The organism is Cellulomonas edaphi (assembly GCF_030362815.1).
In the GTDB taxonomy this organism is placed as follows: domain Bacteria; phylum Actinomycetota; class Actinomycetes; order Actinomycetales; family Cellulomonadaceae; genus Cellulomonas; species Cellulomonas edaphi.
In genome coordinates, this window is record NZ_JAUCGR010000004.1 from 81,370 (window position 1) to 94,737 (window position 13,368).

The window sequence follows — 13,368 nt, forward strand, 5'->3', positions numbered from 1 at the left end:
CCCTGCCGGGCAGCGGCGCGGCGCGAGGCGTGGGACGCCCCGCGGGCCCCGTGCCCGCCCTTCTTGCTGCCTCCACCCGGCCGAGCCTCAAGTTGTGGGCGGGTCGGCGGGCGATGGCGGCCGTCACGTGAGGCTCGGCGGCGAGGTCGAACGGGGCGGGGCTGGCTGGGTCGCGGAGCGGGGCGCGGCGCGGGCCGGTCAGGAGCGGTCGGTGTCGCCCAGGCGGCTGGCCAGGAGGCGGCGGAACGACTCCAGCCGCGCGCCGCGGGCGGCGCGGGTCTCGTCGTCGGGCGCGTCGGCCACCCACTCGTCGAGCAGGCAGTCGGGGGCGTCGTCGGCATGCGTGCATCCGCGCGGGCACTCGTCGGCCACGTCGGCGAGGTCCGGGAACGCGCCCAGCAGGTGCTGCGGGTCGACGTGGGCCAGGCCGAAGCTGCGCACGCCCGGGGTGTCGATGACCCAGGTCGGGGGAGCCGACCCCCCGCCGGCGTCCGCGTCCGGCACGCGCAGCGCCACGGCGGACGTCGAGGTGTGGCGCCCGCGGCCGGTCACGTCGTTGACGATCCCGGTGGCGCGCAGGGCGGTGGGCACGAGCGCGTTGACCAGGGTCGACTTGCCGACGCCGGAGTGGCCGACGAGCACCGACATGCGGCCCGCGAGCGCGGCGCGCAGGTCGTCGAGGCCGTGGATGACCCGCTCGTCAGCGGCTCCGGACGTGCGGGTCACGACCACCTTCACGCCGATCGGGGCGTACATCGCGACGAGCTCGGCGGGGTCGGCCAGGTCGGACTTGGTGAGCGCCAGCAGCACGTCCATGCGCGCGTCGTAGGCGGCGGCCACGCAGCGGTCGATCATGCGTGTGCGCGGCTCGGGGTCGGCCAGGGCGGTGACGATCACCAGCTGGTCGGCGTTCGCCACGATGATCCGCTCCACCGGGTCGGTGTCGTCGGCCGTGCGGCGCAGCACGGTGCGGCGCTCGCCGATGCGGACGATGCGCGCGAGGCTGCCCTCGTCGCCGGAGGAGTCGCCCACCAGGTCGACGCGGTCGCCCGGGACCACGCGGTCGCGGCCCAGCTCACGCGCCTTCATGGCCACCGTGCGGTGCTCGTCCGGCCCGCCGGGGTCGACGAGCACGGTGTAGCGCCCCCGGTCCACGCCGGTCACCAGCGCGGGGACGGCGTCGGCGTGCTCGGGCCGCTGCTTGGTGCGCGGGCGCGAGCCGCGGCCGGGACGGAGCCGGACGTCGCGCTCGTCGTAGCGCCGCTGTGCCATCACGCGGGGATCGTCATTGGCTCACGCGTCCAGCATCGCTGACCACAAGCCGACGAAGTCGGGGATCGTCTTGCCCGTCGTGGCGATGTCCTCGACCTCCACGCCCGGCACCCGCAGGCCGACGAGGGCGCCGGCGGTGGCCATGCGGTGGTCCTCGTAGGAGTGCCACGGACCGCCGGTCAACGGGCGCGGCGTGATGACCAGCCCGTCGGCCGTCTGCTCCGCCTGGCCGCCGAGCCGCGTGATCTCGGCCGCGAGCGCCGCGAGGCGGTCGGTCTCGTGCCCGCGCAGGTGGGCGATGCCGCGCAGGCGCGTGGGGGAGTCGGCCAGCACCGCGAGCGCCGCGAGGGTCGGCGCGATCTCTCCCGCGGCGTGCAGGTCGAGGTCGACGCCGCGGACCACGCCGGTGCCGCGCACCGTGAGCACGTCGCCGTCCAGGCTCACCGCTCCACCCATGCGCTCGAGGTAGCCGGGCAGCAGCCCGCCCGGCTGCGTGGTGGTCGCGGGCCATCCCGGCACGCGCACCGCGCCGCCGGCCACCATGGCGGCGCACAGGAAGGGCGCGGCGTTGGACAGGTCCGGCTCGACGCGCACGTCGCGGCCCGCCAGCACCCCGGGCGCGACCTGCCAGATGGCGGGCCGCGTGGCGTCGACGGTGGCGCCCGCCGCGCGCAGGGTGTCCACGGTCATCTCGATGTGCGGCAGGCTCGGCAGCGTCGGGCCGGTGTGGCGCAGCGTGAGCCCGTGGTCGAAGCGGGCCGCAGCGAGCAGCAGGCCGGAGACGAACTGGCTGGACTGCGACGCGTCGACGTCGACCTGGCCGCCGGGCAGGGACCCGCGGCCGTGCACCGTGAACGGGAGCCGTCCGGCCTCGCCGTGCTCGTCGACCCGGACCCCGAGCGCGCGCAGCGCGGCCAGCACGGGACCCATGGGACGCGCGAGCGCGGCGGTGTCGCCGTCGAACCGCACCGGGCCGTCCGCGAGGGCCGCGATCGCGGGCAGGAAGCGCATCACGGTGCCCGCGAGCCCGCAGTCGACGGTGACCCCGCCGCGCAGCGGTCCGGGCGTGATCACGAGGTCCGGCCCGTCCTGCTCGACGCCGACGCCGAGCTGGCGCAGCGCGGCCGCCATGAGCAGCGTGTCGCGGGACAGCAGCGCGCCGCGCAGGCGGCTGGGGGAGGACGCGAGCGCGGCGATGACGAGGAAGCGGTTGGTGAGCGACTTCGAGCCCGGGACCTCCACGGTGGCGTCCAGCGCGCGGTCGGCCAGGGGTGCGGGCCAGAGGTGCGGGAGCGTGGCGGCGGTGGTCATGCGGTCCAGGCTAGCGGCGGGGGGCTCACCGGCCCGATCGGCGCTCGCGGGGCGGAACGGGGTGCGGCGGTCAGTCGCCGGCGGGCGAGTCGTGCCCGTGCCGGGAGCGCGCCTGCGAGATCCGCCACGCGACGCCGGGGCGGCCCTCGAGGTCGACGCCCGCGAGGACGGCGCCGCCCGTGAACGCCAGGGCACGCACCAGCCGCTCGCGCCGCGCTCTGCGGAGCAGGGGGTCACGGCCGTCGGCCGTCTTGTCCGGCAGGTTCACGGCGATCAGGGGCGCGGTCAGGACCGCGAGGGCGAGGGCGGCCGTGCGCGGAGCGCGGCCCAGGGCGAGCAGGGCGCCCGCGGCGGCGATCGCGACGCCGTGCGCCTGGACGGCCGTCGTGAGCTGCCGCTCGCTGAGCACGGGGACGTCCACCGACACCCGACGCTGGAGCATCGCGAGCGCCCCGCGCGCGTCGGCGGCGTGGGCCGCGGGATGGCGGACCACGTCCAGCCCCTCGGAGATGAACCAGGTGGCGAACATCGGGCGGGCGATGCGGCGCAGCAGCACGAGCGACTCCCCTCGTCGTCGGCCCGGAGGGCGACGTGGCACGTAGCCGCGGCGCGTGCGCGGCTCCTGCCCGCCACGCTAGTCCCGCGCGCGTGGGGCCGCGACGCCGGAGCGCGGGTGGCGACGGACGGGGAATGCTCGCGCACCCGCCGAGGTTGTGCCACGCATGCCCTGTGCCGCTCCGACACGTCCGACCGCACGTGCCTCGACGCGACCCGTCGACGCCGTGCCGTCCCCGTTCCAGCCCGCCGACCTCGCCCCGTGGCACCCGCCCGTGGAACCGCGCGGTGACGTCCGGGTTTCCGGCATAGGCTCGTGGGCGATGAGCGAGGAATTCGACGGGACCACGAACCGGGCGCCTGAGTCCGAGGACGACGCGGCCCGCAATGCACGGTTCGAAGCCGAGGCGCTGGTGTACCTGGACCAGCTGTACGGCGCAGCCCTGCGCATGACGCGCAACCCGGCCGACGCCGAGGACCTGGTTCAGGAGACGTTCGCCAAGGCGTTCGCCGCGTTTCACCAGTACCGCCCGGGCACCAACCTCAAGGCGTGGCTGTACCGCATCCTCACCAACACCTACATCAACTCCTACCGCAAGAAGCAGCGCGAGCCGCAGCAGTCGCACGCGGAGGAGATCGAGGACTGGCAGCTCGCGCGCGCCGAGTCGCACACGTCGTCGGGCCTGCGCTCGGCCGAGGCCGAGGCGCTCGACCACCTGCCCGACTCCGACGTGAAGGACGCCCTCCAGCGCATCCCCGAGGAGTTCCGCATCGCGGTCTACCTCGCCGACGTGGAGGGCTTCGCATACAAGGAGATCGCCGAGATCATGGGCACGCCCATCGGGACCGTGATGTCGCGGTTGCACCGGGGGCGCGGGCAGCTGCGGGAGCTGCTCGCCGACTACGCGCGAGGACGTGGTCTGGTTGCCGCTGCTCCGGCTGGCACGGAGGGTGAACGATGAGTGAGTGGACCGAACCCGGATCCGTCACGGACCCGGTCGCGCAGGACTGCGGCTGCGACGAGGCCGTGAGCGAGCTCTGGGCCTATCTCGACGCCGAGCTCGAGGAGCCGGACGCGGAGCGGGTGCGCAGCCACCTGCAGGCGTGCGGCGGCTGCCTCGAAGAGCACGACATCGAGCTCGTGGTGAAGAAGCTGGTGCGCCGGTGCTACGCGCAGGACGAGTCGGCGCCCGACCAGCTGCGGGACAAGATCCGCGCGCAGCTCGTGACGGTGCAGGTGCGCACCACGATCGTGAGCGAGAGCTGACCTTCTGAACGGACGACGAAGGCCCCGGTGCGCTGCTGCGCTTCCGGGGCCTTCACCAGTTCGCGGACGGCCGCGCCCGACGCCTCAGGCGTTGGGACGCTTGCCGTGGTTCGCGGAACTCCCGGCACGGGAGCGGCGCTTGCGACCACGCTTGCTCATGGGATCTCCTCTGGGTTGTGCATCTTGCCGGCGGCTTGCCAGTTGCAGGGTCGGGCGCACGGCGTGCACGACGACCCTGCATCCTCCCACACACCCCGGCGCAGAGGGGAATCGTCCACGGCGGCCGACGTCGGGCGCCGCGCGACGCTCAAGTCGTGCGCCCCGCTGACCGATTCATGGGGGGTGACGCAGCAGACCCAGTCCGTGATCCCGTTCCTGCACGCCCTCGCGAGCACGGGCGGCTCCGACCTGCACTGCAAGGTGGGCTCGTCCCCGCGCGTGCGGGTCGACGGCCGACTGCGCAAGCTCCAGGTGCCCGAGCTCAAGCCCGCCGACACGGAGCGCATGCTCGAGGAGGTGCTGCCCGACGACCTCGTCGCGCACTTCCGGGAGACGCACGAGGCCGACTTCGCGTACTCGCTGCCGGGCGTCGGCCGGTTCCGCGTGAACGCCTACCAGGCGCGCGGCACCTACGGCCTCGTCTTCCGCCGGGTCGCCGTGGGTGCGCAGTCGCTCGGTGACCTGCACGTCCCCGAGGTGGTGGGCGAGCTGGCGCTCGAGCCCCGCGGCCTCGTGCTGGTGACGGGCCCCACCGGTTCGGGCAAGACGACGACGCTCGCGTCGATGGTCGACCTCATCAACACCTACCGCGAGGTCAACATCGTCACGATCGAGGACCCGATCGAGATCCTGCACCAGGACAAGAAGGCGATCGTCTCCCAGCGCGAGATCGGCCAGGACACCGCCGACTTCACCGCCGCCCTGCGAGCCGCGATGCGGCAGGACCCCGACGTGATCCTCGTCGGCGAGATGCGTGACATCGAGACCGTGCGCGCGGCCCTGTCTGCCGCCGAGACCGGCCACCTGGTGCTCTCGACGCTGCACACGATCGACGCCCCCGAGACGATCAACCGCATCGTCGACTTCTTCCCGCTGCACGAGCAGAAGCAGGTGCGCGTGGCCCTCGCGCAGGCGCTGCGCGGCATCGTCTCCCAGCGCCTGGTGCGCCGCGCGGACGGCAACGGCCGTCGCCCGGCCATCGAGGTGATGATCAACACCGGCCGCACGGCCGAGGCGATCCTCGACCCGTCCGAGGCGCCGCCGATGATCGACCTCATCCGCGAGGGCGACTACTACAAGATGCAGACGTTCGACCAGCACCTGTTCGAGCTCGTCCGCGACGACGTCATCACGCAGGACGAGGCCGTCAGCGCCTCCTCCAACCCGCACGACCTGCTCGTCGAGCTGCGCGGCGCGGGACTGGTCTCCTAGCCGTCGCCTCGCACCCCTTCGAACGCCGCGCCGCCTCCGGGCCGCGCGGCGTTCGTCGTCGGGGGTTGCCCTCGCGTGAGACGCGATATAACGTGTCTTGCGAAGACGAGATATATCGCGAAGGGGAGAGGCGCCATGCCAACCGAGTCCTGGGTCGTCGCCGGCCCGCAGATCATCGAGGTCGAGCAGGTCGAGGCGCTGCGCGTGCAGCTGGTGGGAGGCCGCGTCGACGTGGTCGCCCACGACGAGCCGACCACGCGGATCGAGGTGCACGCCGTCGACGGGCGACCGCTCGAGGTCACGCTCAGTGACGGCGAGCTGCGCGTCGGGTACTCGTTCACCCTGGGCGGCTGGGAGGGCTTCGTCGAGAAGTTCCGCAACTTCCGCGACAAGGACCGGGCCGACGTGCACATCGCGATCCCGCGTGCGGTGCGCGCCAAGGTCGGCACGGTGAGCGCCGAGGGCCTGCTCGCGGGGGTCGTGGAGGACGCGCAGGTCTCGACCGTGTCGGGCTCGCTCGTCACGGACGTCACGCGCGGCCACCTGCACGCCAACACCGTCTCGGGCGAGATCGTCGTCCGGGCGCACACGGGCGCGCTTAAGCTCAACACCGTGTCCGGCGAGCTCGCGGCGTCGGGCGACCTCACTCAGGTGCAGGCCAACTCGGTGTCCGGGGACCTGACGTTCGACGTGACGTCGGGCGCGTCGACCATCTCGGCCTCGACCGTGTCGGGCGACGTCACGGTGCGCGTGCCGGCCGAGCAGGGCGTGCGCGTGCAGGCGCAGTCCGTGTCCGGGCGGCTGGTGATCGACGGTCACGAGTACAAGGACGGCAAGCCCGCGCAGCGCAAGGTCGACATGACCACCGGCGACGGCGGCTGCTACGTCTCGGCGAACACCGTCTCGGGCCACGTGACGGTGCTGCGGAGCGCGCAGTGATGGCACCGGTCTTCGCGCACGGCCAGCTGCGCCTGTACCTGCTGGCGCTGCTCGAGCCCGGCCCCAAGCACGGCTACGAGCTCATCACCGAGCTGTCGGCCCGGTTCGGCGGCACCTACCGGCCCAGCGCCGGCACCATCTACCCGCGGCTGTCCCGGCTCGAGGACGAGGGCCTGGTCACGCGCACCGACGAGGAGCGCAAGAGCACGTACGCGCTCACGGACGCGGGCCGCGCGGAGCTGGCCCAGCGGCGTGACGAGCTGACCGACCTCGAGGAGGGCATCTCCGAGACCGTGCGTGACCGCGCGTTCCAGGTGCGCGACGACGTACGCGGCTCCATGCGTGGGCTCCGTGCCGACCTGGAGGCCCAGGCGCGCAAGGCGCGCGCGACGGCGGTGCCGGGGCACTCGTCGGGCGAGTCCGCCCGGCGCGACTCGCACGCGCGGCTGGCCGAGGCGGACGGGCTGCTCACGCGGTTCCGGGACGAGGTGCGGGCCGACCTGCGACGCGCCTCCGCGCACGGCACGATCGACACGCAGGCTCTCGAGGCGGTGCGACGGACGCTGGACGAGGCGCGCCGCGTGCTGCGGGACGCGCTGCGCTGAGCCGATGTACCGACCCGTGCTCGTGGCGCTCCTGCTACACGCTGTCGTCGGGCTGCCCGAGCCAGGAGTGCCAGCCGGTGTGCAGCACGAGCCAGGCCATGAGCCCGTATCCGGCCTGGCTGGGCAGCTCGCCGTCGCCGGCGGCCATGTCGCCGAGCCACTGCTCGTGGGCGGCGAGGGGCGTGAAGGTGTCGACGTAGGGGACGCGGCGCCGGGTCGCGACGTCGCCGAAGGCGGCCGAGAGGTCGCCCAGGCGGTCGCCGTCGGCCGTGGATCCGGGCGGGGGACCGACCACGAACGCGGGCAGCTTCCACTGGTCCGCGACGTCGAGGATGTTCGCAAGGTTGAGGCGGCTGCGCGCCAGCGAGAGGTTGGCGCCCAGGTCCGCGCGACCGAGGCCCACGACGAGGCGGTTGTCGGCGGCCGGGTCGAGCCGGCGGCGCACCTCGTCCTCCCAGCGGGAGCCGAGCGCGGTGGTCGTCTCGCCGGGCACCGCGAGCGCAATGGTGGTCAGTCGCTCGGGCGCGGCGGTACGGGCTGCTACCCGCCCCACCCAGCCGAGCGCCTTGGGGTCCCCGGCCCCGGCGACGAGCTCGTCGCCGATCACCACGAGCCGCAGCTCACCCACCTGCACCACTCCTTCGCGTAGCCGAACCGGCCCCCAGTCTCTCAGGGGCCCGACGCACAGGCGGCGCGATCAGCGCGTGTCGCCGCACCGGGGGCAGCGCGCGACGTGGGGCTCGTCGCGCAGCCCGTCGCCGCGCACCCGTGCCACCGTCCGCACCGCGGCCCACGCGAGCAGCAGGACGATCACGATCCCGACGAAGGTCATGTGTGCAGTCTTCGTCCGGAGGCCCGTCGCATCGAGTGGCAGGAACGTCGCCAGGCATTGATTTCCTGCCATCCGTCGGACATCCTGACGGAATGCTGCACTCCGTCGCCGTGATCGTCCTGCCCGGTGTGGCGCCCTTCGAGCTGGGCGTCGCGTGCGAGGTGTTCGGCATCGACCGCAGCGACACCGGCGGCCCGCGGTTCGACTTCACGGTGTGCACGCCCGAGCCCGGCGTGGTCGCCTCCAAGACCGGGTTCGCCCTGGTCATCGACCGCGGGCTCGAGGCCACCCGGGAGGCCGACCTGGTGGTCGTGCCCGCCTACGGCGAGCTGCCCGGGCCCGTGCCGGAGCCGGTGCTCGAGGCGCTGCGCGACGCCCACGCGCGCGGCGCCTGGGTGATGAGCATCTGCAGCGGGGCCTTTGCCCTGGGTGAGGCGGGGCTCCTGGACGGGCGGCGGTGCACCACGCACTGGATGCACGCCGCGAACCTGCAGCTGCAGACGCCGTCGGCCCGGGTCGACCCCGACGTCCTGTTCGTCGACGAGGACCGTGTGATCACCAGCGCGGGCACGGCGGCCGGCATCGACGCGGCGCTGCACCTGGTGCGGCGCGAGCTGGGCGCCGCGACGGCGGCCAACATCGCCCGGCGGATGGTGGTGCCGCCCCAGCGGGACGGTGGCCAGGCGCAGTACGTCGACACCCCGCTGCCCTGCGACGGGGACACGCTGGCCCCGCTGCTCACGTGGATCGTCGAGAACCTCGACACCGAGCTCACCATCCCCGACCTGGCCGGCCGGGCGCTGATGTCGGAGCGCACGTTCGCGCGCCGCTTCCGCGCCGAGACGGGCACCACGCCGGCGGCGTGGATCGCGCGCCAGCGGGTGGTCAGGGCGCAGGAGCTGCTCGAGCAGACCTCGATCGGCATCGACGAGATCGCGCGCCTGGTGGGCTTCGGCACGGCCGCCGTTCTCCGCCACCACTTCGCGCGCACGCTGTCCACGAGCCCGCAGGCGTACCGCCGCACCTTCTCCTGCGAGCCCGCGAACGCCTGAGGGGCCGCACCCGATCGATCGGGTGCGGCCCCTCAGGCGGCGGCTGCCGTCAGCGAGCGAACGCCTGCTCGACCAGCGTGGCCTGCTGCGCCTGGTGCTTCTTGGCGGAGCCGGCCGCGGGCGACGCGGACTCGTCGCGGGAGACGACCCGCAGCGTGCGGTTCAGCAGCTGCGGCAGGTGCATCGAGATGAACGACCACGGGCCCTGGTTGCGCGGCTCGTCCTGCACCCAGACCAGCTCGGCACCGTCGAACGGCGCGAGCGCCGCACGGGCCGACTCGGCGTCCAGCGGGTAGAGCTGCTCGAAGCGCACGATCGCCGTGCGCTCGTCGCCCGACTTCACGCGCTGCGCGAGCAGGTCCCAGTAGACCTTGCCGGAGCACAGCAGCACGCGGTCGACCTGCGAGGCCTTCGCGGCCGCCAGCTCGTCGCCGATCACCGGCTGGAACGTGCCCGTCGTGAAGTCCTCCACCGCGGACGAGGCGGCCTTGAGGCGCAGCATCGACTTGGGCGTGAACACCACGAGCGGCTTGCGCGGGCGCTGGTAGGCCTGGCGACGCAGCAGGTGGAAGTGCGACGCGGGCGTCGACGGCTGCGCGACGAACATGTTGTCCTGAGCGCAGAGCTGCAGGAACCGCTCGATGCGGCCCGACGAGTGGTCCGGCCCCTGGCCCTCGTACCCATGCGGGAGCAGGAGCACCACCGAGGAGCGCTGCGCCCACTTCTGCTCGGCCGAGGAGATGAACTCGTCGATGATCGTCTGCGCGCCGTTGACGAAGTCGCCGAACTGCGCCTCCCACAGCACGAGCGCGTCGGGACGCTCCACCGAGTAGCCGTACTCGAAGCCGAGTGCGGCGTACTCCGACAGCGAGGAGTCGTACACCCAGAACTTGGCCTGGTCGCCCGACAGGTAGAGCAGCGGGGTCCACTCGGCGCCGGTCTCGCGGTCGTGCATCACCGCGTGGCGCTGCACGAAGGTGCCGCGCCGCGAGTCCTGGCCGGCCAGCCGCACGGGCGTGCCCTCGACCAGCAGCGACCCGAACGCGAGCAGCTCGCCGTAGCCCCAGTCGATGCCGCCCTCGCGGGACATCTGCTCGCGCTTGGTGAGCAGCTGCGCGAGCTTGGGGTGCACCGTGAAGCCCTCGGGCGGACGCACGTGCGCGCGCCCGATCCGCTCCAGGATCCCGGCGTCGACGGCCGTCTTCCAGCCGACCATCACGCCCGCGTCCTCGAGCTGCGACTCGGGGCGCTCGAGGCCTGCGACGGCCTCGGCCTCGGCGGGGGGAGGGGTCCAGCCGTCCTCGCGCGTCTCGGCGAACACCCGCTCGAGCTGCTGCTGGTAGTCCTGCAGCGCCTGCTCGGCGTCGCTGATGGTCAGGTCGCCGCGGGCGACCAGCGTCTCGGTGTACAGCTTGCGCACCGAGCGCTTGGCCTCGATGAGGTTGTACATGAGCGGCTGGGTCATCGACGGGTCGTCGCCCTCGTTGTGCCCGCGGCGGCGGTAGCACAGCATGTCGATGATGACGTCGCGGTCGAACTGCTCGCGGTACTCGAACGCGAGCTCCGCGGCGCGCACGCACGCCTCGGGGTCGTCGCCGTTCACGTGGAAGATCGGCACCTGCAGGCCCTTGGCCACGTCGGTCGCGTACTGCGAGGACCGCGACGACGAGGGGCCCGTGGTGAAGCCGACCTGGTTGTTGATGATGACGTGGATGGTGCCGCCCGTGCGGTACCCGCGCAGCTGCGCCAGGTTGAGGGTCTCGAACACCACGCCCTGGCCCGCGAAGGCCGCGTCGCCGTGGATGAGGATCGGCAGCACCGAGAAGCCGTCGCCGCCCAGGTCGATGCGGTCCTGCTTGGCGCGCACGATGCCCTCGAGCACGGGGTCGACGGCCTCGAGGTGCGACGGGTTCGCCGCCAGGTACACCTGGGTGGTCGCGCCGGACTCCGCCACGAACGTGCCCTCGGTGCCGAGGTGGTACTTGACGTCGCCGGAGCCCTGCACGGACTTGGGGTCGGCGTTGCCCTCGAACTCGCTGAAGATCTGCGCGTAGGACTTGCCCGCGATGTTCGCCAGGATGTTGAGGCGACCGCGGTGGGCCATGCCGATGCCGACCTCGTCGAGGCCGTTGTCCGCCGCCTTGGACAGGATCGCGTCCAGCAGCGGGATCACCGACTCGCCGCCCTCGAGCGAGAACCGCTTCTGGCCCACGTACTTGGTCTGCAGGAACGTCTCGAACGCCTCGGCGGCGTTGAGGCGGCGCAGGATGCGCAGCTGGTCCTCGCGGGGCGTGCGGGCCCAGCCCGACTCCAGACGCTCCTGGAGCCAGCGGCGCTGGCGCGGGTCCTGCAGGTGCATGTACTCGATGCCCGTGGTGCGGCAGTACGAGTCGCGCAGCAGGCCGAGCACGTCGCGCAGCTTGGCGTTGGGCTTGCCCGTGAAGCCGCCGGTGGGGAACGACCGGTCCAGGTCCCACAGCGTCAGGCCGTGGTTCTGGATGTCGAGGTCCGGGTGCTTGCGCTGGCGGTAGGCGAGCGGGTCGGTGTCCGCCATGAGGTGACCGCGCGAGCGGTAGGCGTGGATGAGCTCCCCGATCCGCGCGGGCTTGATCGCCTCGGCGTCGGGGTCGCTCGAGGTGTCCCGGACCCAGCGGACGGGCTCGTAGGGCACCCGCAGCGAGGCGAACACACGGTCGTAGAAGCCGTCCTCGCCCAGCAGCTTGACGCCCAGGATCCGCAGGAAGTCGCCCGACTGGGCGCCCTGGATGATCCGGTGGTCGTAGGTGCTGGTCAGCGTCAGGACCTTGGAGATGCCCATCTTGTTGAGACGGTCCTCGGACGTGCCCGCGAACTCCGCGGGGTAGTCCATGGCGCCGACGCCGATGATCGTGCCCTGGCCCTGCATGAGCCGCGGGACCGAGTGGACCGTCCCGATGGTGCCGGGGTTGGTCAACGAGATGGTGGTGCCCGCGAAGTCGTCGACCGTGAGCTTGTTGCCGCGGGCGCGGCGCACGACGTCCTCGTAGGCGGCCCAGAACTGGGCGAAGTCCAGCGTGTCGGCCTTCTTGATCGACGGCACCATGAGCTGGCGCGAGCCGTCCGGCTTGGCCAGGTCGATCGCGATGCCGAGGTTGACGTGCGCCGGCTGCGTGACGCCGGGCTTGCCGTCGATCGGCGTGTACGCGGCGTTCATGGCCGGCATCTGCTCGAGCGCCTCGACCAGCGCGAAGCCGATGAGGTGCGTGAAGGAGATCTTGCCGCCGCGTCCGCGGGCCAGGTGGTTGTTGACGACGATGCGGTTGTCGACCATGAGCTTGGCCGCGACCGCGCGCACCGAGGTGGCCGTGGGGACCTCGAGCGAGGCCTCCATGTTCACGACGACGCGTGCCGCGGGGCCGCGCAGCTTCTCGACCGCGTCCGTGGCCTCGTCGGCCTGCGGCGTGGACTTGAGCGCGGCCTGAGCGTACGGCGCGGTCGCCGGCTGGGCCGTGGCGACGGGGGAGGTGTGCGGCACGGGCTCCTGCGACGGCTTCGCGACCGGGGTCGGCTGCTGCGCGGTCGGCTGCTGGGCGTCCGGCGCGGTGGGCGCGCCCGGGGGCGTCGCCGCGCGCTGGGCGCCGGTCGGGGCCGCGGGGGCGGGCGGCTGCGGCGCGGGCTTCGGGGCGGCGACCTTGCCGTCCTGCCCTGCACCGTCGGTGCTCGCACCCTCGGACTGGCCGTCGCTCTCCGCGGGCTTGTACCCCTCGAAGAAGTCCCACCACGCGGGATCCACCGCGTTCTTGTCCTTCAGGTACTGCTCGTACAACTCGTCCACGAGCCATTCGTTGGCGCCGAAATCGGCGCGCATCGAGTCAGGCTCCGCCTTCTGGGACACGCGAGGATCGCCCACTTCCGCTGCGGAGCTCGTCCGCGTCGTTGCCGGTTCTGTTGCTCTCAACCCTACGGCCTCCGACCGCCCGAACGTCGCCCGAGAGGGCCAACCTGGACGCTGGACCAGCGCTCTTCACTCCCTTGACACACGCGGGTCAAAGCCGGGCAAGGATCGGCCTTTGCCCTGCTCAAGCGCGGGTCGGCGGCGCGTTTGCCAGGTCATGTCTTCGCCGC

Annotated in this window: 13 protein-coding genes; 6 read left to right on the forward strand and 7 right to left on the reverse strand. The window is 73.0% G+C overall.

The features are described 5' to 3' along the window. Positions 1-198: 198 nt before the first annotated feature. The 3 genes from rsgA to QRT05_RS13995 form a co-directional block, all read right to left on the reverse strand. Complete coding sequence (rsgA, locus tag QRT05_RS13985) at positions 199-1,272, reverse strand: ribosome small subunit-dependent GTPase A (RefSeq protein ID WP_289448246.1); 1,074 nt, start codon at positions 1,270-1,272, stop codon at positions 199-201. Between the two features lie 21 nt (positions 1,273-1,293). Further along, positions 1,294-2,583 (reverse strand): 3-phosphoshikimate 1-carboxyvinyltransferase, encoded by a 1,290-nt coding sequence (aroA, locus tag QRT05_RS13990; RefSeq protein WP_289447945.1) that lies wholly within the window; start codon positions 2,581-2,583, stop codon positions 1,294-1,296. Positions 2,584-2,653: 70 nt separating this feature from the next. Then, positions 2,654-3,139, reverse strand: a complete 486-nt coding sequence (locus QRT05_RS13995) for a DoxX family membrane protein (RefSeq protein ID WP_289447946.1) — start codon at positions 3,137-3,139, stop codon at positions 2,654-2,656. A 166-nt stretch (positions 3,140-3,305) separates the two neighbouring features. On the opposite strand from QRT05_RS13995, the gene QRT05_RS14000 reads away from it, so the two are divergent. Both QRT05_RS14000 and rsrA read left to right on the forward strand, forming a co-directional pair. Then, entirely contained in the window at positions 3,306-4,100 is a 795-nt protein-coding gene (locus QRT05_RS14000; RefSeq protein ID WP_407650356.1) for a sigma-70 family RNA polymerase sigma factor, read from the forward strand. Then, a complete protein-coding gene (rsrA, locus tag QRT05_RS14005) occupies positions 4,097-4,405 on the forward strand; it encodes a mycothiol system anti-sigma-R factor (RefSeq protein ID WP_289447948.1) in 309 nt (102 codons plus the stop codon). The genes QRT05_RS14000 and rsrA overlap by 4 nt, the downstream gene beginning before the upstream one ends. Positions 4,406-4,489: 84 nt before the next feature. Here rsrA and QRT05_RS15555 read toward each other — a convergent pair whose 3' ends face one another. After that, entirely contained in the window at positions 4,490-4,564 is a 75-nt protein-coding gene (locus QRT05_RS15555; RefSeq protein WP_123371254.1) for a 50S ribosomal protein bL37, read from the reverse strand. Between the two features lie 183 nt (positions 4,565-4,747). Here QRT05_RS15555 and QRT05_RS14010 point away from each other — a divergent pair, with 183 nt between their 5' ends. From QRT05_RS14010 to QRT05_RS14020, 3 genes are all read left to right on the forward strand, one after another. After that, positions 4,748-5,836, forward strand: coding sequence for a type IV pilus twitching motility protein PilT (locus QRT05_RS14010; protein WP_289447950.1), 1,089 nt, complete (start codon positions 4,748-4,750; stop codon positions 5,834-5,836). Positions 5,837-5,971: 135 nt separating this feature from the next. Continuing rightward, positions 5,972-6,775 carry a DUF4097 family beta strand repeat-containing protein gene (locus tag QRT05_RS14015; RefSeq protein ID WP_289447951.1) on the forward strand — a complete coding sequence of 268 codons (804 nt, stop codon included), beginning with the start codon at positions 5,972-5,974 and terminating at the stop codon, positions 6,773-6,775. Next, complete coding sequence (locus QRT05_RS14020; protein ID WP_289447952.1) at positions 6,775-7,380, forward strand: PadR family transcriptional regulator; 606 nt, start codon at positions 6,775-6,777, stop codon at positions 7,378-7,380. The genes QRT05_RS14015 and QRT05_RS14020 overlap by 1 nt, the downstream gene beginning before the upstream one ends. Before the next feature lie 34 nt (positions 7,381-7,414). Here QRT05_RS14020 and QRT05_RS14025 read toward each other — a convergent pair whose 3' ends face one another. Next, positions 7,415-8,008 carry a GDSL-type esterase/lipase family protein gene (locus QRT05_RS14025; protein ID WP_289447953.1) on the reverse strand — a complete coding sequence of 198 codons (594 nt, stop codon included), beginning with the start codon at positions 8,006-8,008 and terminating at the stop codon, positions 7,415-7,417. 69 nt (positions 8,009-8,077) lie between these two features. Further along, the gene (locus QRT05_RS14030; protein ID WP_289447954.1) at positions 8,078-8,212 is read right to left on the reverse strand and encodes a hypothetical protein; all 135 of its coding nucleotides are present in this window, start codon (positions 8,210-8,212) and stop codon (positions 8,078-8,080) included. Positions 8,213-8,304: 92 nt separating this feature from the next. Between QRT05_RS14030 and QRT05_RS14035 the strand changes: the two genes are divergently transcribed. Further along, the gene (locus QRT05_RS14035) at positions 8,305-9,264 is read left to right on the forward strand and encodes a GlxA family transcriptional regulator (protein WP_289447956.1); all 960 of its coding nucleotides are present in this window, start codon (positions 8,305-8,307) and stop codon (positions 9,262-9,264) included. A 49-nt stretch (positions 9,265-9,313) separates the two neighbouring features. Here the strand turns inward: QRT05_RS14035 and QRT05_RS14040 are convergent, their stop codons facing one another. Further along, a complete protein-coding gene (locus QRT05_RS14040) occupies positions 9,314-13,111 on the reverse strand; it encodes a multifunctional oxoglutarate decarboxylase/oxoglutarate dehydrogenase thiamine pyrophosphate-binding subunit/dihydrolipoyllysine-residue succinyltransferase subunit (protein ID WP_289447957.1) in 3,798 nt (1,265 codons plus the stop codon). Positions 13,112-13,368 lie beyond the last annotated feature (257 nt).